This window comes from Gottfriedia acidiceleris (genome assembly GCF_002128425.1).
GTDB lineage: Bacteria > Bacillota > Bacilli > Bacillales > Bacillaceae_G > Gottfriedia > Gottfriedia acidiceleris.
In genome coordinates, this window is the sequence record NZ_NESS01000001.1 from 582,121 (window position 1) to 600,534 (window position 18,414).

Below are 18,414 nucleotides of genomic sequence, written 5' to 3' on the forward strand. Positions count from 1 at the left end.
ATTAGTTTGCTTTAGATAATCTATCAATTGCTTCTTGTTCTGTTGAAAGAAAAAATACATTTTTTCCTTTATTACACTCATAAATGAAATCTTTTAGTGCTTTACTTGTATAACTAGAAAAGTCACCTATAATCGCAAACTTAATATTGTAGTTAACGAACTTCTGAAGCACCGCACCTGCAAGTTTTGTACTAAGATTGAAAAAATCTTCTGAAATCGCTTCTTTGTTAAGTGCTATACGATTACTTTTATGATCATAACTTATTGTCATAATAAGGTCTAAAGCACTTTGTTCATTCATGAGTATTACTGAATCTGGATTTGCGATTGCAATAATATGTCCGTTTGCTTTTAATGTTTTTATATTCATCTAAATCTCCTTTTTTATAGTTGGCTGTTTTCGTAAGTATTGTTGCTATTAAACTATTTGTAAAGACACTCTAAAGAGTATCTTATTTTTCCATAGTGGATTATCAGTAACTACAAATGAATTAAATAAAATGGAGAGCCTGATAATCGATTATATAAATAATATTAATTTTACTTTTTCCTTATTGAACGAAAATTAATTCTATACACATAAACACCGTTCGGATATAGAACGGTGTTTATTTTCTTCATCTTATATACATTTTTACTTAATTAACCAACAATAAAGTCGTTTTAAACCAAGGGGTCTTGAAATTTTGTTTTATTTGAATATATTATTTTGTCAAAATACGCATTAATACATCTACATCTGGAAGACCATACTCATCATCCACCTCGTCCTGACTGAGAAGACTGTTGATAATGGTAAAAAACCAGGACATCATTCTTCGTGGTTCCCCTTGTGAAAACTCACCTAGCTCCTGACCTTTGACGAAGATAGGAACAAGTGGATCAATGAGAACATTAGTTGAAACCTGTTTAAAAATCAAAGAGACCTTTTCCGGGACATCATCTGCCTTGCGAGCCCGTTCCATTAGCATAAATGAATACATATTGTTTTCATCCATCATATTTTTTGTTAAATTTCTAATTTGTTCGAAGGGAGTTCCAGGCAAATATTGAACATTATTTATTTCTCTTTTTGCTTCTTCCATCAATTCTTGAACAATCGTTGTAAAAAGTTCCTCTTTAGAATGGAAATAGCGGTAAATAAGTCCTTCGCTAATACCTGCTTCTTTTGCAATGATGCTTGTTTTTGTTCCCGTATACCCACGTCGAGCAAACACTTTAAGTGCCGCCTGTTTTATTTGCTCACTGCGTTGATCACGGATTTGATCAAACTGTTCTTTGTTTAATGGAGACAATCGTTCCAACCTCCAGATCTTTCAAAAATGTTATGTTCATTATACCATTATTCTCTAGAAGTTTTAGTCAGGAGTTTTTAGTTAAAGGAAGAACTCTAGTTATCAACTCCTCAAGAAACTGATCGGCACGAGCAAAGCATGCTAAATGACCAGCGTTTTTGATTAGAACAAATTCCTTTTGAGGAGCTTTTATCTCATTGTAAAAAACTTTTGCCAGTTCAGTTGGAGTGATAATGTCGTTATCTCCATGAAAAATAAAGACTGGAATCTCAAATTTCATCCCTAAATTTTTAAAATCAAAGGTTTTTATTTCATCATATAAATGGTCAATCGTATAGTTCATACCTTTAAAGATATAAATTATATCACTCAATTTATGTTCTGGAGAAGAGAGCATAGACGGTAAAATTAAGTCTGTAATCATATTAGGAACTCCATTAATAGCCTTTACAAGAATTCGATTTCTCTTGTCAAAGTCCTTACGACTCCACTTAGATTGATCTGTTCCCATTTTTTCAATCAATTGAGCCCCCTTCGTATTTCCTGCTGTGCGGACAGCATTCATTGCTATTTCATGCAAAAGATTATTTGAATCTGGGGAATTCTGATCTGTCCCTACATATGCATAAAAAAGTTCCGGTCGAAGCATTGCCATTATAACACCAATTAGACTTCCTACAGAGCTTCCGATGAGAATGGCTTTTTGATGGCCTAGCCTTGCAGTCAAGTATTCCGTCAACTCTACCCCATCCTGAGCAAGACGATTAAAAGTGATGGTTCCACATCCTTCTTTTCCATTTTTGCCGAAAGTCTTTCCTGCGCCACGCTGATCCCATTGAACGACAACAAAGTGCTTTTCCCATGAACGTAATAATGGACTGAAGATGGAATACGTAGAAGCTGGACCGCCATGAATTAATAATAAAATGGGGTTGTTCCGATTCTCACCGCGAATACTAATCCATTGAGCAATGCCACCAATATTAACATAACCGCTTTCGACGATGCTGTTATCTGTATTAATCTGAAGTACTTTAGTATTCTTTCTTTGATTTCGTTTTCGCAAAAGGAGTTCTAGCAGGATATTCGTTTTGCTCATGTATACATGACCTCTTTTCTTTTTAAAATGAGTGAGTTACTCACTCATTATTTATAATATTGAAGTATATTCATTTAGGTGTCAAATTATAATTTTTTCTTTACCAAGATTCGCTCAAGATTTTCAACTAACACATTGCATTAGTTAAACAACATTTAGCTGCAAATATGAGTTTTTTTATTCCAGTAAATGGCATAGTAGTTAAATAAAGAACTGTAGTTAAATTTTACGCACCCCTTCCCTATCGTTGATTAAGAATTGGGCTCATTAAAATGCTAAGTATATTTTCACTGTTCTTTTAATCTGGAATTTACAAAGAAGGAGGATATACAATTGAGTAAAAAAGAAATTTTGCAAAATGGAGTCAAGCAAGTTTTTTACGAAGAAGAATGGTACCCACCGATTTCAGAAGCGTTAAAGAATCTTACTGCTGCACAAGCATGTTGGCAACCAGAAGGAAATACCAGTAATACAATTTGGGAAAATGTAAACCATTTACTAATCTTTAAAGAGCGTTTACTCTCCCGCATACATCAAGATCATACATTTGTTGCTCCCAAAAATAATGATGACACGTTTGTCCAAGGTAAACCTAATGATGATGATGCTTGGGAACAAACAGTTAAGCGAACACTTCAAGCTCATGATGCCTTGCAATCTACATTAGCATCCCTTCAAGAAGCAGAACTAGATCAACCAAGACCTTCTCTACCAGTTTGGCAACAATATCAGAATATCCTTTTACACGATGCTTATCATACTGGACAAATTGTACAACTTCGTAAACTCCAAGGTTCATGGCCAGCTAAGCGCTCATATTTATAACGATGATTAAATACTTGAGTTTCACAATTCAAAGTAGCTTACACTAAAAAAACCAATTTCTCAGTTAAATTGAGAAATTGGTTTTTTTGTCACTCACTTATGCTATTTTAAATTGGGATTTAGATCACTATACTCCAAACTGCTTTATATGAGATCAAGGTGCTTATAAATTCCTTGCCCCCTATTCCCCGGAGCTAAATTTACTGAAAAAAGGATGAAGATGAGTTGTACATTTCTCTGGTCCATCAATAACAGCAATTAATCTATCCTTAGCAAAAAGCTGTTTATATAAAGAGTAGTAACAAGCCTCTTTTGTACACAAACCCTGTAAAATTAATAGTCTTTTTTTAAAACCTAAAAATCTTTATAGTAATGAGTAGTTAATCATTCAACCTATTTAAAGAGAGGAATCACTATGAAAATCGATACACCTACTATTCCCAAAGAATTAATATCTAAAAATTTTTATGACATTTTTTATGAAGAGGATCCAGAATTAGGAATGTGTGAAATCTCTGGCTCTGTTTTTGAAAATGAAGTTGTAGATCGAGTATTTTTATATAAAGCGGTAATCAAGAATTGCAAATTCACCAATACAGATTTTAGAAGTATCAGTATGACTGATGTATATTTTGAAGACTGTGATTTGTCAAATTGCAATATGAGAAATTCTTCTATTCACAAAGTTGTATTTAAAAATTGTAAGTTATTAGGTGCAAATTTCACGGAATCTAGCATTGGGAATGTACAGTTCGAAAATTCTGTTTTAAATTTGTCACTATTTGGAGATTCAAAGCTAGAAAAAGTAATTTTTCGAGACTCTGTTCTAAAAAGTACCGATTTTTATGAATGTAAATTCAAGAAAATTGACTTCAATCGTTGTAATATTGATGGAGCAAATTTTGAACAAACATCTCTCAATGGGATCGATATTAGCTCTTCTACTTTTAATGAATTAACAGTTTCAATAAGTAATTTAAAAGGTTGCAAAGTTTCATCAAATCAAGCAGTTCAATTTGCATCATTGATGGGTCTCAAAATTGTAGATTAAAAGTTGAGTATTTGATTAAATCTAAAGAACTATAGTTAGATTTACTGTTTTAAATCCTGTTAGATAAGGAGTGATAAAAACATGGATCATATTTCACCGAACAAAATAAAGATAAAAGGAAATATCTGGCCTAAAAATACTATAGCGGCTGGTTATCGTCATAGCGTCGGACTTAAATCGGATGGCACGGTTACAGCTGTGGGTGATAATAAATATGGAAAAGTTGATGTAAGCGATTGGCGAAATATTGTAGCAGTTGCGGCGGGTAACGCTCACACGGGTAATTCTCATACCATTGGGCTTAAATCAGACGGAACTGTTGTGGCTGTGGGATGGAATAAGCATGAACAATGCAATGTAAGTGAATGGCGTGATATTGTGGCGATTTCGGCCGGTTGGCGTCGTTCAGTCGGGCTTAAATCGGATGGTACGGTTGTAGCTATAGGCCGAAACAATGATGGTCAGTGCAATGTAAGCGATTGGCACAACATAGTGGCAACAACGGCAGGTGACTGGCATACTGTTGGACTTAATTCGAATGGCTTGGTTACAACCGTGGGTAATAATCGGTATGGCCAATGCAAAGTAAGTGAATGGCAAGATATTGTGGCGGTTTCAGCGGGATATCTTCATACCGTCGGGCTTAAATCAGATGGCACGGTTGTAGCTGTCGGATTGAATAAGGATGGCCAATGCGATGTAAGTGGTTGGCACGACATAGTGGCGATTTCGGCGGGTAGTAATCATACGATTGGACTTAAATCGAACGGTTCTGTTATAGCTGCGGGGTTGAATAGGCATGGTCAATGTAATGTAAGTGACTGGTGCGATATTGTAGCGATTTCGGCGGGTTGCACTCATACTCTCGGACTTAAATCGGATGGCACTATGGTTGCAGCGGGTAGTAATGAATTTAGCCAATGTGATGTAAGTAGCTGGCACGGTATCAAACTGCCGTAAAATAGTTTTTATAGCAACAATTAATAATTTTCTGAAAATAACCCTTCTCCTCTACTGTTAATAATGATATATTTTTTTCTATAAGGTGTAAAAAATATCCAATTTTCTAAGGGGAGATTTATAAATGAAAAAAACAGCTCTTTTAGTAATTGATGTACAGGCTTTTATGTTCTCGGAATCTAATCCGGTATATAACGGGGAAACATTATTAAATAATCTAAACAAATTGATTGATAAAGCAAGAGCTACGAATACGCCAATATTTTATATACAGCATTCTGAAGAAGGTTCTCCACTTGAATACGGTACACCTGGTTGGGAAATTCAGTCAGATATTGCTCCAATTGATGGAGATATCATTATACATAAAACAACACCAGACTCATTTTTTAAGACGAATTTAAAAGAAGAGTTGGCAAAACTGGAAATTAATCATTTAGTCATGGCGGGAATTCAAACGGAAATCTGTGTTGATACAACGACTAGAAACGCCTTTGGAAATGGCTATGAAGTTACACTTGTTACGGATGCTCATAGTACATGGGATTCAGATGGGCTAACGGCTGAGCAAATTATTAAACACCATAATCAGACTCTGCGCTGGCTAACTGATCCTAAAACTACTAGTGATGTTGAATTTTAAAAAGGCAGCTTTTTAGCTACCTTTTTTTCTTAACAAACGCTCACTTTCTTCTTTGCCTCGCCTATCTGCGGTGGTTTTAAGCCTTAGGTAAATTCACACATCGCAAGGCAAGCGCTTGCATTCAATCTGAGTTCATTCTGGAGGGATAACTTTGTTTTCCTTTAATTCTTAAGTATGCGAAACAATTATTTCACAATCTCCATCTAAAACAAATTCCCCAAATCCAACAGGAATGATGAAGTTCGAGCCTTTTGATAAACTATATTCTTCTCCACTATGAATCAGTTTTCCATTACCGTTTATTACACTTAAAAGTAAATATTGATCATTATAAGTTAAATAAGCTTTTCCATTAATATCCCATTTATATACGGTGAAAAATTCCGAATCTACAAATGTATTAATCTTTATATTTTCTTTTTCTTCCGTCTTAAATTCCACTTTTGTTTCTTGATGAGGAACTGTTGTTACATCAATTGCTTTATTTAAATGAAGCTCTCTTAAATTTCCTTCATGGTCTTTTCGATCATAATCGTATACCCGATAAGTTGTATCAGAACTTTGTTGAGTTTCTAATACGAGAGTTCCTTCACATAATGCATGAATGGTTCCGCTTGGGACATAGAAAAAATCACCTGGCTTAATTTTTACTCGTCGAAGTAAATCTGACCATTCGCCTTCTTTAATTTGGCTAATTAGTTCTTCTTTTGTTTTGGCATTATGGCCAAATATCATATGTGCATCTTCTTTACAGTCAAGAATATACCAGCATTCTGTTTTCCCAAGATCACCATTTTCATTAACTTTTGCATAAGAATCTTCAGGATGTACTTGAACAGATAAATCCATATTTGCGTCTAATATTTTCGTTAAAAGTGGAAAAACCTCTTCCTTTGGATAACCAAATAATTCGGGTTGCTTTTTCCATAATTCATTTAATGCAAGACCTGCAAATGGACCATTTTCAATAATGGAAGCACCATTAGGATGAGCTGAAATTGCCCAGCATTCACCTGTATTTTCATTTGGTATATTATAGTTAAAATCTGATTTTAAAGCTGTTCCTCCCCAAATTCGTTCCTTAAATACTGGTTTTAAAAATAATGGTTGCATGCTAATTTCCTCCTATAAGCTATTTAAACTAGTGCATTTTTATTTAAAGCATTATGTGCAAGCATAAGAGCTCCGGTAATTCCAGCACGATCTCCTAAGCCTGGTGGTACGATATATTCAGATAACTCTGGTAAACTAACATAATGACAAACTAGTTCATTTAAATATTTATAGATGCTATCGAAAACTTGCTTTTGATTCATAACTCCCCCACCAAGAACAATCTTCTTAGGTGATAAGATTAAAATATATTGCATAAGTGCTTGTGCAATATAGTAGCCTTCTAAGTCCCAAACCTCTTCTCTATTAACGAGGTTTGAACCAATTTCTCCCCAACGAGCTTCAATAGCTGGACCAGCAGCTAACCCCTCTAAACAATCACGATGATAAGGACATTTACCTTCGTACTGATCTAATGGATGACGCCTTACTAAAATATGTCCCATCTCAGGATGAGTCATCCCTTGAAGCAATTCTCCATTAACAATGGCGCCAGCCCCAATTCCAGTACCAACAGTAATATAAAGACAGCTATCTAAACCTTTCGCTGCTCCAAAAGTAGCCTCACCTAGTGCCGCTGCATTCACATCCGTATTAAAACCAATTGGGACTGAAAAATGCTCTTTAAACACTTGAAGAAAAGGATAATTCTTCCACGCCGTTTTTGGTGTTGAAGTAATATTTCCATAAGTTGCACTTTCTTTATTTACATCGATTGGACCAAATGAAGCGATTCCAATTGCTCGTATTGGAAACTTATCGAAAAATTCAATCACCTTTGGGATTGTTTCATCCGGTATAGTTGTCGGAAGTTGAATTCTCTCAATTAAGTTTCCATTTTCATCTCCAACTGCACAGACAAACTTTGTTCCCCCTGCTTCGATTGCACCTAACATAAACTTTCCTCCCGTATAAACTATTTTTTATATTTCCTTCGAGTGAAGCGCGGCCTTTGTGACTGGTTTCTTCCAAATCAAATAGAGAATTGGAATCATTACTACATATATAATTGGAAAAAAACTAAACGAAATTGGTAAAAGTGAATCGAGATCAAAGTATTTCCCCATTACTAGAAAAATAATTACCCCGATTATTCTTCCGATCCCAAGTGGAATTTCGCGAATAATAATATAATCCAATCGTTTATTCTTATAATTCGGATCTCTTTCAATTGATTCATAAATCATCGCGTTCATTGATGTATTAATCATATTCATTGCAACTGGAGAAATAATACCGAAAATTATTAATGAAATAAGGAAAGGAAGTGATGAAATTAGAATAGAGCTCACCAATATACCAATCGACCCGACAGCAAAAATCTTAATACGATCGTTTTGATTCGTTAGTTTCGCTAAAAAATAAAATGCAGCAACCGCCACAAGCTGTGCACCGGTATTATAGATTCCAAGATTTAATTCCCCGCCAGCTATTTTGAACGTCATCATAGTAATTAAAAAGGTTGTGTACACCCCAGATACTATTCCATCTGATAACATGACTAAGTACATCTTTTTCCATTCCCTAGAAGGACTTTTTATAACCTCCCAAAATTGACTTTTAGAAGAAATAGGTTTTCCTTTTACCTTTAAGGATGTTAAAAAAGAAATAAAGAAGAATACGCAAGTACCAGTAAAAACGGCATAGTATCCCATCATTCCATTAAATTGAGAGATTATGATACCTGACAGGAGCGGTGCGATTACTCCTCCGATTGTCATTAAGATTCCTTGAACATACAAAAACTTGTCTCTTTGTTCATTTGTCGTTAAATCTAAAATGGCTAAATGAACTCCAACATAGTACAAACTCATTGCTAATCCATTTAAGAATCCTAGTAATAAGATATGCTCGTTCAAAGTTGAATGGTAAAATAACATGATTAAATATGTTATTAAGTAACAGATAAAACCTAATCGCATCGTAATCATTGGACTCGTTTTTCTAGCAATCCATGCACAAATACCAAAGCAAAAAATAATGGCAACTGACCAATATAAGCTGAAATAGGCTAGTAGAGAATAAGTTTTATCAAGCTTCCATAAAAATACACTTTGAAAGATCCCCGATAACGCTCCTCCAAAAGTAAAAAAAGTATTCATCAATAAGTAGAACTTTAATTCTGCCGAAAAAGATTTAAAAATTTGAAGCATTAATAATTTCTCCTCTATTAAGAAGGGCTATTTACAAGGACGACTAACCGCCTTCGATTCCTTTCCTTAGCAACCTCTGAATTTAAGTTTAATAGCTTCCAGCTGTTATTCTTTTTCATCGATTTCACCTTCCTAAAAATTTATAGATAGAAAAAAGGATGCATAAATCAAGTTTCGTTTACCCCACATTCCACAAAATTTCATTTCGTTAGATTTGGTGCAAATTTCTTTTCCTTGTTTTATGTCATCCTTTCTACAAACGTATTGTTTATAAATAAGTTAGTGAATCTACTATTTCTTGAAGGCTTAATTCAACACATGCCATTGAAGTGTCTGCCACACCGTAAAACATTTTTACAACGTCACCTTCAACTAGCGCTCCACATGAAAAAACTACATTTCCGAAGAATCCTTCTACTTCATAATCTGCTTCTGGTTGAAGTATTGGTTGGTTAGAACGAGCGATAATTTTAGTAGGGTCCTCTAAATCTAGTAAAACGGCACCCATGCAATAACGGTGATCTTCAGTCGCGCCATGATATAATTCAAGCCAACCTTTTTCTGTTTTAAAAGGAACAGCTCCTCCTCCCATTCGAGCACTATCCCACATTCCTTCTCTTAGACCTAATAAATGTTTATGATTTCCCCAATGTAGTAGATCCGGAGATTCAGCAATCCAAATTTCTGGTTCACCGATACTTTTCGGTACCGGACGGTGAAGTGCATAATATTTCCCATTAATTTTTTCAGGGAAAATTAATACATCTTTATTTTCAGGTGCAAAAATCATTCCATGATGCTCAATTGAGACAAAGTCCTTCGTTGAAACCATTGACTCACCAACACCTACTGGAGAAACGGCACTAAAATAGATATAGTATGTATCATCAATTTGAGTAATTCGTGGATCTTCAATCCCGAAAGATTCTAATTCATTTGAAGGATAAATAAATGGTTTTTCATCAATGGTAAACTGATGCCCATCTTTACTACGAGCAATCCGTAAATACGAAAGTGAAGTTAAGTATTTAAAGCCTTGTTTATCACTATTTTCACTAATCGTACGTACATCTGAAAAATCGTATTTTGAATCATTTACATTAAACTCTAAAATTTCAAGTTCATTTGTAGTTGGATTAAAGACTGGTGATTTGATAATGTTAGGATCTTCACTAATTGGGCGTTCTGCAACACGTAGGAGCATGATAATTTCATCATTAAATTTTGCGATTCCTGCATTAAAAGCTCCAATTACTTCAAAGTCAGGACGATGGGGTTTTACGTTTTTCGGTGTTACTACTGGGTTTTCTTCATATCTATATACATTCATTTTTATTAGCTCCTTTGTTGGTGTTTGATTAGTACTTATTGTTCGAATTGTAAAAACGGATCAACCATCGTAATTTTTTGGGCATCTGCATCACTAATTCCGGCATAAAGTTCAGCCGTGCCATTGGTATTACGAACTAATCCCCCGCTGAAGACAACATCAATTAAGTCTGGACGCTTGGAAGGACCAGGTAAAAAATTACTTCTTGTCGCAATTAATTCCATCTTTGAAAATGATCCTGTTTCTGGATCAAGACCAAATATCATTGGATAATAATGACGATTACCCTCTTCATCAAAACTAGCAATATGACCTAACACACCAATCGTTCCATTCGATAATAGATGTGCTTCATTTGCTCCTCCCCACTGCTCATCAATAAATTGATTTTCAAGTAATGGAGCATTATTGATTACATCAAGTGTTAAATCAGAAAGTGATTGAATCTTTGTCCAACCAATTTTTCCTCTACCACCTTTTTCACCCTGTGGTCTAGTTAATACACCAATCGTTCCATCTTTCAACTCAATTAAACGTAGATCTTTCATTCCATCAGGACCTTTTGCAAACCTCTCTAACTTTGCAATTGAATCACCTTTGTAAAAAACTGTTCTCCATCCTAATTGCCCTTCTTTTTCTGGATGTGGAAAGATTTGCACTCCCCCGATCACTAGTTCTCCGGCGATTCTTGTAAAAAATGGATCTTGTAATTCAAGAATAGGAGACTCTTCTCTACGTACCCACTCTCCATTTTTTTCAACGAAGAAATAAACAACTGAATGCTCACTATCACGAGATTCGACCCGGCCAGCAATAACTAGTTCACCTTCGTCTTCAAAAGGAGCACTGATATTATAAACATCATTATTTCCAACTCCAGTAAAAACGATTTTTTCTGGAGTTGTTGGCTGCTTTTTGGTTGTAAATTCAAGAATTAACTCTTCGCAAGTTTGAACATTTTGCATCTGATTAAATGTCATTCCTCTAATTCCCCTTTTAAAATTAATGCTTCATTTGGTAAAGCTTTTAGATCCTTAGTAATCCCTAAATCCATACGCTGAGAAGAAAGTAGTAATTCAAATTTTAATTGTCTATAAGAATCTAACGTTATTGATTTTGGTTCATTTGAAAAATTTAAAATTACAATTATTTTTTCATCTTTATATGATCGAATATAATAGAGTAAATCTTCTTCATACTTTAATAATTCGTACTGACCTAATTGCAATGAAGTATACTGGCTTCTTAATTTAAGCAAGCTCTTATAAAAAGAAAGCATTGAATTTGAATACTGCATTTGATTTTCAACATTAATATCAAGAGTTTGACTTGGGATTGTAATCCATGGTTCAACAGTTGAGAAACCAACATTGACTTGGGAGTTCCATTGCATTGGTGTTCGAGATTTATCCCTCGATTTCTCATTGGCTACTTTTAATGCTTCATCTTCTGAATTTGTCGATTGCATTTTTAATTCGTATGCGGTCAATCCTTGAACATCCTTCATTTTTTTTATGTCATCAGTAGTCCAATCTCGCATGCCAATTTCATCACCATAATAAATAAATGGGACACCTTTAGCTGTAAGCATCAAAGTAGCAACTAGCTTTGCTCGCACCTCATCTCCGCCAAATCTTGAAGTAAAACGGGACATATCATGACTTGAGAAAAACAGTGTAGGAAGTTGGTTTTCATCATAAGCTTGTTCCGTTTCATATAATTGTTGAAAAATCCTATTTGGATCAAACTCTGAAATACTTCCAATATTAAAATTAAAAACTACGTCTAATTTATTAACACCTGAGTAGTCTTTAAGAATTGATAAATCCTCTGATCCAACTTCGCCAACTAAAAACTTATCCTTATAGCGATTTACAAACTCAGCTATTTCAGAAATGATTGATAGGACTCCCTCTTGATCTTTATCATGCAAATGAAGTTGCTCATTCTTTTCAATTTCATTTGGATTATCTTTGAACGAATTATTTACCTTTAAAAAATTGATGACGTCTAAACGAAAACCATCTATTCCTTTTTGAAGCCAAAAGTCCATTACATCAAACATAGCTTTTTTCACTTCAGGATTTGCCCAGTTTAAATCGACTTGTTCTTTTGCAAATGCATGATAATAATATTGGTTTGTGATTTCATCATATTCCCAAGCTGTCCCACCAAAGAATGATTCCCAGTTATTTGGTTTATCTCTCCAAATATACCAATCTCGTTTTGGATGATTCTTAGCGGATTTTGATTCTTTGAACCATTTATGATCAGAGGAAGTGTGATTTAAAACTAAATCAGCAATAATACGTATTCCTCGTTTATGTGATTCTTCGATAAATAATTCGAAATCCTCCATTGTTCCATAATCCGGATCAATTGAATAATAATCTGAAATATCATATCCATTATCAACCTTAGGTGATGGATAAAACGGAGTTAGCCATATTCCACCAATTCCTAATTCTTTTAAATAGTCGAGTTTTGAAATGATACCAGGAAAGTCGCCAATTCCATCTCCATTACCATCCATAAAGCTCGGCATATAAATTTCGTAAAAAGTAGTTTGCTTCCACCAATTTGCCATTTTGTTAGAACTCCGATCCATGAATTACTTAAGTGTAAATTGCATACCTTCTTTAAACTTTTTAGCAAATAATAAGAAGATAATAATGATAGGCATGGTTAGTAATACTGCTGCAGCATACATTGGCCCTGGGTAACCACCGTAAGGTCCAAACATTTGAGATAATAAAACGTTTAGCGTCAGCATATTGTCACTTTTTGCAACTAGCATGTCCCATAAAAGCTCTGTCCATCTTTCCATAAATAAGAAGAGGAAAATAACAGTTGTGATTGATTTGGACATCGGCAAGACGATTTTAAACATGATTTGCCACTCACTAGCACCATCTAATTTAGCTGCTTCTATAAATGTTTCTGGAATAGCTTTGAAAAAGTTTGTGTACATAAAGACTGCCCATAAGCTCATTGCTTTTGGCAATATCATCCCCAAATATGAGTCATACATCCCAATTTTTTGAATGACCAGGAATGTAGGGATTAATAAAATAATCGCAGGGAAAAACATTTGAAATAAAATAAAGTTATTAATAAAGTTTCTTCCTTTAAAAGGAATTTTAGCAAGTGCGTATGCTACCATAACTGCTGTCACCATCATTAATAATGTAGATGCAGCTGATACAAAGAAACTATTAAAAAAGGCATTGATCCATGGCCTTGGTATTGCTGATTCACCACCAGCTAATAACCAGCTATATGATTTCAAAGTAAAACCGGTTGGAATTAATTTTCGGTCTACTTGACTCCAATCAGCGAATGAATTTAAAACCATATAAATATATGGAAAAATCATAACTAGTAAGAGAATTGAGGCAATTAGGTAACGAAACCATAGTCTTTTTTTCTTAATTCCAACCATTTCGTTTTCCCCACATTTCTAAAAGTTTTCGAATAATAAAGATTGATATAAATGTTACTACAGAGGCAATTATCGCAATGGCAGATGCATAACCAGCTTGAAGATTCGAGAATGCTCTCGTAAAGATTTCCATTTGCCATGTATTCGTTGCGAAATTCGGACCCCCACCTGTTAATTGATATACCTCTGTGAAAATACCAAATGTTACACCGATTGCTAAAATTAATACTGTAAATAATGCAGGATATAATAAAGGAAATGTAATTTTCCAAAAACGCTGCATTGGTGTTACACCATCAATTAATGCTGCCTCATAAACTTCTTTATCGATACTATCAAAACCTGAAGTTAAGATTAGTGCATAGTATCCCGTAAATTTCCAAGCAATAATTACCGCTACAGTGAATAAAGCACCAAACGGCGACCCTAACCAGTTAATATCTAAACCTAATGAATTTCTTAAGAATTCGTTAATCGGGCTGTTGTATGATAATAGCCCTTTTACAATTAATGAAGAAACTACACCTGATGCTAGATACGGAAGAAAAAATCCGATTAAAAATAACCCTTTAAACTTTGGTAAACCTTGAACGATTAAAGCTACAATGATTGAAGATGCTACAACCATCGGTACAAACAGTGCCATAAACTTGAACGCAACGAAAAATGCGCTTTGTACTCCTGGACTCTTAAAAGCTTCTGTATAATTTTCGATTCCTACAAAGCTAAAAGTAGGAGCGATTAAATTCCAATCAGTTAGTGATAGAAACAAAGACCACACTAGAGGAATTAGAAAAAAAACTATTGCATAAATAAGATAAGGACTGGCAAATAGCCAGCCCAACCTTCCTTGTTTCGTGCTCATTACTTAAGAGCCCCCTCAATAGCCTCTTTCATGTCTTTCCATGCAGATTTAGAATCTTTTTCACCTTTTACTACAGGATTGAATGCATATTGGCCAATATAAGTTTGAATATCATTGTATTTTGCGTTATCCATTGGCGGGATCGCATTAGGAACGGCTGCTGCATATGGTTGTAATGCTGGATTTTTATCAAAGAACGACTTAAATGTATCATTTGTTGTTAAATCATCACGTGCTGGTGGTAAGTTCGTTTTCTCAAGCCATTTCAAATCATTTTCAGGATTTGAATACACCCAGTTGATAAACTTCATCGCTGCTTTTTGTTGTTCTTTTGTAGCAGAAGCATAAATTACTAAGCCTTTTGTATCTGCAAATGTTTTAACATTTTCAGTAGACATACCATCTGGAACCGGTGGTGTAGATAATGTATATGACTCATTAAACTTCATATTAGGGAATTTATCTGCCCAATAAGAGATTGTCCAAGGACCAATATCAGTAAAGATTCCTAATCCAGTTTCAAATGGATCTTTTGCTTGTCTAGTTAGTAATGCATTTGATTTACGTAAGTCATTCACGAAATCAAATACTTGCTCTCCGGCTTTCTTATCACCTGTAAAGTTAGAACCTTCTACGAACTTGTTACCTCCAGATGCTGCATCATATAGCATGAAAAAGTCGAACCATCTTTTCCAAGCTGTAGGATCTGCAAGGTCTGCTTTAGCCCAAACATATTTATCTGGATATTTTTCTTTTAACTTTTTCGCAACCGCTAACATTTCATTGTACGTTTTAGGTGCCGTGTTAAATCCTAATTCTTTTAAAATATCTAATCTCCAACCAAATAACATTGCATTTGAGTAGATTGGTACTACGTATTGGTGATTGTCAGCAAACTGCCAACCTTTCATTGTATCGTTCATATGACGATTTTCTTTCACTTTGTCAAAGCCATCTAATTCATCTAAAGGAACTAGTGCTTTACTATCAGCCAACTGAGCTGCAAATCCTCGGTTAATATTTTCAGACATTGTTGGAGCGCTTCCACCTGCTATTGCAGATTGAATACTAGCTTCTGATGTTGGACTTTCCTTCATCGGACTTACATTTACTTTGATATTTGGATTCTCTTTTGTAAACTTTTCAGCTACTTCTTTCCAATAAACTTGTTGAGTTGGATTTGGTGCAGCCCAAAATTCAATCGTCGTTACACCATCTTTTGCTCCACCTTTTACTTCCTTGTTACCTGTAGAACATGCAGATAAACCAGCTACAGATAAAGAAGCTGCTAATAAGACTGATGATACTTTTTTCATTTTCATTTGGTATTTCCTCCAATGATTAAGATAGAATCAAAACTCTTTTTAAAAGAAAAACACGTTGACTATTTTTAATACACTTATGTAATTCATTAACCTGGAAGCGCTAACAAATACTCGAAAAAAAGGTATAATAGTTGTTAGGTCATTCATAAAAATAGTTATTTGTGCCCTTTATTCAATTAATACTACAAATACACAAACAAACATTACTACAACATTACAAATATATGTAATTGCTAATTTGTAACGTTATTAACAAACTTATAAGCTGATTATTTCACCTAACATAATATTAGTCAAGTGAATTTTTACTATTTTCATAGTTTTTTAACAATAAAATTAATTAAACAACATTACAAATAGTTGCATTACTAGTTTTGTAACGTTACAATAAACTTACAATAAATTTTAGGATATAATTTAGATAGATTATTTAGGGGAGAAATTTATAAATGGAAAAGAAAGTTACAATGCAAGACATTGCAACACGATTAAACATCTCAAAAAACTCCGTATCGCAGGCTTTATCCGGAAAACCTGGCGTTAGTGAAGAAACAAGAAAGCTAATTCAAGATACTGCAGATGAATTAGGTTATTCCTATTCAACTATTCGTACCCAAAAACAAGTAGAAGAAAAAACAATAAAAACCATTGGATTAATTGCTTCAGATCTTGCGTTTTCTTTAACTGGATTTTTTGGTGAAATTTATTTAAGTATTCAAAAAGAATTAAAAACTAAAGACATAAACTTTTTAATTGAATCAATCGATCAGCATTCGGTTGAAAATTTAATTATGCCTACTTTATTAACGAATCAAGAAATTGATGGATTATTGATTTTGTCTCATATTAATACAGACTACACTGCAAAAGTTATAAGCTCCGGTATTCCTACCGTTTTAATTGACCACCATGAACCATTCCTTCATGCTGATTCAATTTTAACGAATAATCGCTTTGCAGCATTTACAGCTGTTGAGCACTTAATTAAATTAGGACATAAAGAAATTAGCTTCGTTGGAGATGTAGACATTTCACCAAGCTACCAGGAAAGATTAGAAGGATATTTTTTAGCTCTAAAAAAATATGGAATAGAACATGATGAAGCCCTACTGTTAAATCACGCAAAAGAAGAACAGGCTCATATTAAAGATTCCCTTGATCAATTTTCAAAACAACCTACTGCCTATTTTTGTGTAAATGATGGACTTGGTTTTCTAGTTCAAACTGAATTACAACAAAGAGGATTCAATGTACCAGATGATGTATCTGTTTGTAGCTTTGACAATGGTCAGCTTTCTCAAATTGCAACACCAAAAATGACGACAATGGATATCGACCTAAACTTCTTCGGTAAAAAAGCAGTTGAACAATTATGCTGGAGAATTGAAAACAAAGACGAGCCAATACATGAAATTTTATTACCTACAAGACTAATTATTAGGGAATCAACTGGTGAGTTAGGAAAGCGGGAATGATCGGGTTTTAGAATAATGGGAACTTAAAGAATACAAATGTTTCGCTGTTTTGACACGTTTACTTTATTTTTGGGTAAACGTGTTTTTTTATTTTTTGGTATTGTTATTGGTTTGATTTTGTTATTCAACATAATGCAATATAGTTGAAGAAGGTTTATGCTTAAAATCTTAGAATTCTATATAATAAAATATGTTATCGCGTAATTGGAAAGGTGAATTTGATGTCTAAAGAGGGATTAAAAGCTGCTATTGAGTATGGAGAAAAACTCCAAGAGTTTGATAATATTAAGGAAGCAGAGAAGTTCTTTTTGAAGTATAAAGATGATTTACTAAAACAATTAGAATTAATTAGCCAAGAATCCGACATTTTTAAAGCTGATTATATAATTGTAAGCTTAAAAAATTTGGAAAAATGGTATTTTGAGTTATATGAAAATAATGAATTTGTTAAGTTAGGAATAAATAGAAATGAATTTGAAAAAGTAATGGCAATTTATTTTGGAGAAGTAGTTGTACAAAATCATAAAGAAGCAAAATGGGAAGTAGTTGAATTCCCATTTGTACCTGGAAAATACACATTTGGAGTAAGTAAAGACTTTTGTAGTATGACTTTAGGTAATGGGTTTATTGATCATTACAATGAGCCAATTAATAAAAGAAGAAACTCTTTATTTAGAAGGTATAATCATTATTTTAATGATTAAAACGATATACTTATTCAACTAACGCATGCTTATCTGTAGTATCGTTTTTACCCGTATTCAACGTAAATAACGATATAAAAACAGCCTATTTTCTATCTTTGTTTACTTATTATATTTAATAATTAATTATAGTT

The 18,414-nt window shown here is 33.9% G+C and carries 18 protein-coding genes; 6 read left to right on the top strand and 12 right to left on the bottom strand.

The window, feature by feature from the left end; translation table 11 throughout:
- Position 1 precedes the first annotated feature (1 nt).
- From B6K90_RS03125 to B6K90_RS03135, 3 genes are all read right to left on the bottom strand, one after another.
- Positions 2-370 carry a DUF4180 domain-containing protein gene (locus B6K90_RS03125; RefSeq protein ID WP_088011080.1) on the bottom strand — a complete coding sequence of 123 codons (369 nt, stop codon included), beginning with the start codon at positions 368-370 and terminating at the stop codon, positions 2-4.
- 334 nt (positions 371-704) lie between these two features.
- Positions 705-1,295, bottom strand: a complete 591-nt coding sequence (locus B6K90_RS03130; protein WP_088011083.1) for a TetR/AcrR family transcriptional regulator — start codon at positions 1,293-1,295, stop codon at positions 705-707.
- A 67-nt stretch (positions 1,296-1,362) separates the two neighbouring features.
- A complete protein-coding gene (locus B6K90_RS03135) occupies positions 1,363-2,394 on the bottom strand; it encodes an alpha/beta fold hydrolase (RefSeq protein ID WP_088011085.1) in 1,032 nt (343 codons plus the stop codon).
- A 333-nt stretch (positions 2,395-2,727) separates the two neighbouring features.
- Here B6K90_RS03135 and B6K90_RS03140 point away from each other — a divergent pair, with 333 nt between their 5' ends.
- The 4 genes from B6K90_RS03140 to B6K90_RS03155 all read left to right on the top strand — a co-directional run bounded on the left by B6K90_RS03140 (position 2,728) and on the right by B6K90_RS03155 (position 5,873).
- A complete protein-coding gene (locus B6K90_RS03140; protein ID WP_088011087.1) occupies positions 2,728-3,219 on the top strand; it encodes a DinB family protein in 492 nt (163 codons plus the stop codon).
- A 415-nt stretch (positions 3,220-3,634) separates the two neighbouring features.
- Entirely contained in the window at positions 3,635-4,270 is a 636-nt protein-coding gene (locus tag B6K90_RS03145; RefSeq protein ID WP_088011089.1) for a pentapeptide repeat-containing protein, read from the top strand.
- Positions 4,271-4,351: 81 nt separating this feature from the next.
- The gene (locus B6K90_RS03150) at positions 4,352-5,230 is read left to right on the top strand and encodes an RCC1 domain-containing protein (RefSeq protein ID WP_088011091.1); all 879 of its coding nucleotides are present in this window, start codon (positions 4,352-4,354) and stop codon (positions 5,228-5,230) included.
- Between the two features lie 124 nt (positions 5,231-5,354).
- On the top strand, positions 5,355-5,873 hold the full coding sequence (locus tag B6K90_RS03155; protein ID WP_088011093.1) for a cysteine hydrolase family protein: 519 nt from the start codon (positions 5,355-5,357) through the stop codon (positions 5,871-5,873).
- Between the two features lie 168 nt (positions 5,874-6,041).
- On the opposite strand, the gene manA is transcribed toward B6K90_RS03155, so the two are convergent.
- The 9 genes from manA to B6K90_RS03200 form a co-directional block, all read right to left on the bottom strand.
- On the bottom strand, positions 6,042-6,986 hold the full coding sequence (manA, locus tag B6K90_RS03160) for a mannose-6-phosphate isomerase, class I (RefSeq protein ID WP_088011108.1): 945 nt from the start codon (positions 6,984-6,986) through the stop codon (positions 6,042-6,044).
- A gap of 23 nt (positions 6,987-7,009) precedes the next feature.
- Positions 7,010-7,882 (bottom strand): ROK family protein, encoded by an 873-nt coding sequence (locus B6K90_RS03165; protein ID WP_088011109.1) that lies wholly within the window; start codon positions 7,880-7,882, stop codon positions 7,010-7,012.
- 27 nt (positions 7,883-7,909) lie between these two features.
- Positions 7,910-9,139, bottom strand: coding sequence for an MFS transporter (locus B6K90_RS03170; RefSeq protein ID WP_088011110.1), 1,230 nt, complete (start codon positions 9,137-9,139; stop codon positions 7,910-7,912).
- 268 nt (positions 9,140-9,407) lie between these two features.
- Positions 9,408-10,469 carry a BtaManbiosPhlase gene (locus B6K90_RS03175; RefSeq protein WP_088011112.1) on the bottom strand — a complete coding sequence of 354 codons (1,062 nt, stop codon included), beginning with the start codon at positions 10,467-10,469 and terminating at the stop codon, positions 9,408-9,410.
- A gap of 35 nt (positions 10,470-10,504) precedes the next feature.
- Complete coding sequence (locus B6K90_RS03180; protein ID WP_088011114.1) at positions 10,505-11,449, bottom strand: MTP-1 family protein; 945 nt, start codon at positions 11,447-11,449, stop codon at positions 10,505-10,507.
- Entirely contained in the window at positions 11,446-13,056 is a 1,611-nt protein-coding gene (locus B6K90_RS03185) for a glycoside hydrolase family 13 protein (protein ID WP_174567629.1), read from the bottom strand. The genes B6K90_RS03180 and B6K90_RS03185 overlap by 4 nt, the downstream gene beginning before the upstream one ends.
- 24 nt (positions 13,057-13,080) lie before the next feature.
- The gene (locus B6K90_RS03190; protein WP_088011119.1) at positions 13,081-13,911 is read right to left on the bottom strand and encodes a carbohydrate ABC transporter permease; all 831 of its coding nucleotides are present in this window, start codon (positions 13,909-13,911) and stop codon (positions 13,081-13,083) included.
- Positions 13,898-14,776: a carbohydrate ABC transporter permease gene (locus B6K90_RS03195; protein WP_088011122.1), complete on the bottom strand. Its 879-nt coding sequence runs from the start codon at positions 14,774-14,776 to the stop codon at positions 13,898-13,900. Before B6K90_RS03195 ends, B6K90_RS03190 begins: the two co-directional genes overlap by 14 nt.
- Positions 14,776-16,098: an ABC transporter substrate-binding protein gene (locus B6K90_RS03200; RefSeq protein ID WP_212667530.1), complete on the bottom strand. Its 1,323-nt coding sequence runs from the start codon at positions 16,096-16,098 to the stop codon at positions 14,776-14,778. The genes B6K90_RS03195 and B6K90_RS03200 overlap by 1 nt, the downstream gene beginning before the upstream one ends.
- A gap of 452 nt (positions 16,099-16,550) precedes the next feature.
- Here B6K90_RS03200 and B6K90_RS03205 point away from each other — a divergent pair, with 452 nt between their 5' ends.
- Together B6K90_RS03205 and B6K90_RS23955 are read left to right on the top strand one after the other, a co-directional pair.
- A complete protein-coding gene (locus B6K90_RS03205; RefSeq protein WP_088011124.1) occupies positions 16,551-17,576 on the top strand; it encodes a substrate-binding domain-containing protein in 1,026 nt (341 codons plus the stop codon).
- A 221-nt stretch (positions 17,577-17,797) separates the two neighbouring features.
- Positions 17,798-18,280, top strand: coding sequence for a hypothetical protein (locus B6K90_RS23955; protein WP_212667531.1), 483 nt, complete (start codon positions 17,798-17,800; stop codon positions 18,278-18,280).
- Positions 18,281-18,414 lie beyond the last annotated feature (134 nt).

Bases quoted from the DNA above. Each gene is read 5' to 3' on its own strand.
- B6K90_RS03125 (WP_088011080.1), bottom strand. From the start codon at position 370: ATGAATATAAAAACATTAAAAGCAAACGGACATATTATTGCAATCGCA.
- B6K90_RS03135 (WP_088011085.1), bottom strand. From the start codon at position 2,394: ATGAGCAAAACGAATATCCTGCTAGAACTCCTTTTGCGAAAACGAAAT.
- B6K90_RS03145 (WP_088011089.1), top strand. From the start codon at position 3,635: ATGAAAATCGATACACCTACTATTCCCAAAGAATTAATATCTAAAAAT.
- B6K90_RS03150 (WP_088011091.1), top strand. From the start codon at position 4,352: ATGGATCATATTTCACCGAACAAAATAAAGATAAAAGGAAATATCTGG.
- B6K90_RS03155 (WP_088011093.1), top strand. From the start codon at position 5,355: ATGAAAAAAACAGCTCTTTTAGTAATTGATGTACAGGCTTTTATGTTC.
- manA (WP_088011108.1), bottom strand. From the start codon at position 6,986: ATGCAACCATTATTTTTAAAACCAGTATTTAAGGAACGAATTTGGGGA.
- B6K90_RS03165 (WP_088011109.1), bottom strand. From the start codon at position 7,882: ATGTTAGGTGCAATCGAAGCAGGGGGAACAAAGTTTGTCTGTGCAGTT.
- B6K90_RS03170 (WP_088011110.1), bottom strand. From the start codon at position 9,139: ATGCTTCAAATTTTTAAATCTTTTTCGGCAGAATTAAAGTTCTACTTA.
- B6K90_RS03175 (WP_088011112.1), bottom strand. From the start codon at position 10,469: ATGAATGTATATAGATATGAAGAAAACCCAGTAGTAACACCGAAAAAC.
- B6K90_RS03180 (WP_088011114.1), bottom strand. From the start codon at position 11,449: ATGACATTTAATCAGATGCAAAATGTTCAAACTTGCGAAGAGTTAATT.
- B6K90_RS03185 (WP_174567629.1), bottom strand. From the start codon at position 13,056: ATGGCAAATTGGTGGAAGCAAACTACTTTTTACGAAATTTATATGCCG.
- B6K90_RS03190 (WP_088011119.1), bottom strand. From the start codon at position 13,911: ATGGTTGGAATTAAGAAAAAAAGACTATGGTTTCGTTACCTAATTGCC.
- B6K90_RS03195 (WP_088011122.1), bottom strand. From the start codon at position 14,776: ATGAGCACGAAACAAGGAAGGTTGGGCTGGCTATTTGCCAGTCCTTAT.
- B6K90_RS03200 (WP_212667530.1), bottom strand. From the start codon at position 16,098: ATGAAAATGAAAAAAGTATCATCAGTCTTATTAGCAGCTTCTTTATCT.
- B6K90_RS03205 (WP_088011124.1), top strand. From the start codon at position 16,551: ATGGAAAAGAAAGTTACAATGCAAGACATTGCAACACGATTAAACATC.
- B6K90_RS23955 (WP_212667531.1), top strand. From the start codon at position 17,798: ATGTCTAAAGAGGGATTAAAAGCTGCTATTGAGTATGGAGAAAAACTC.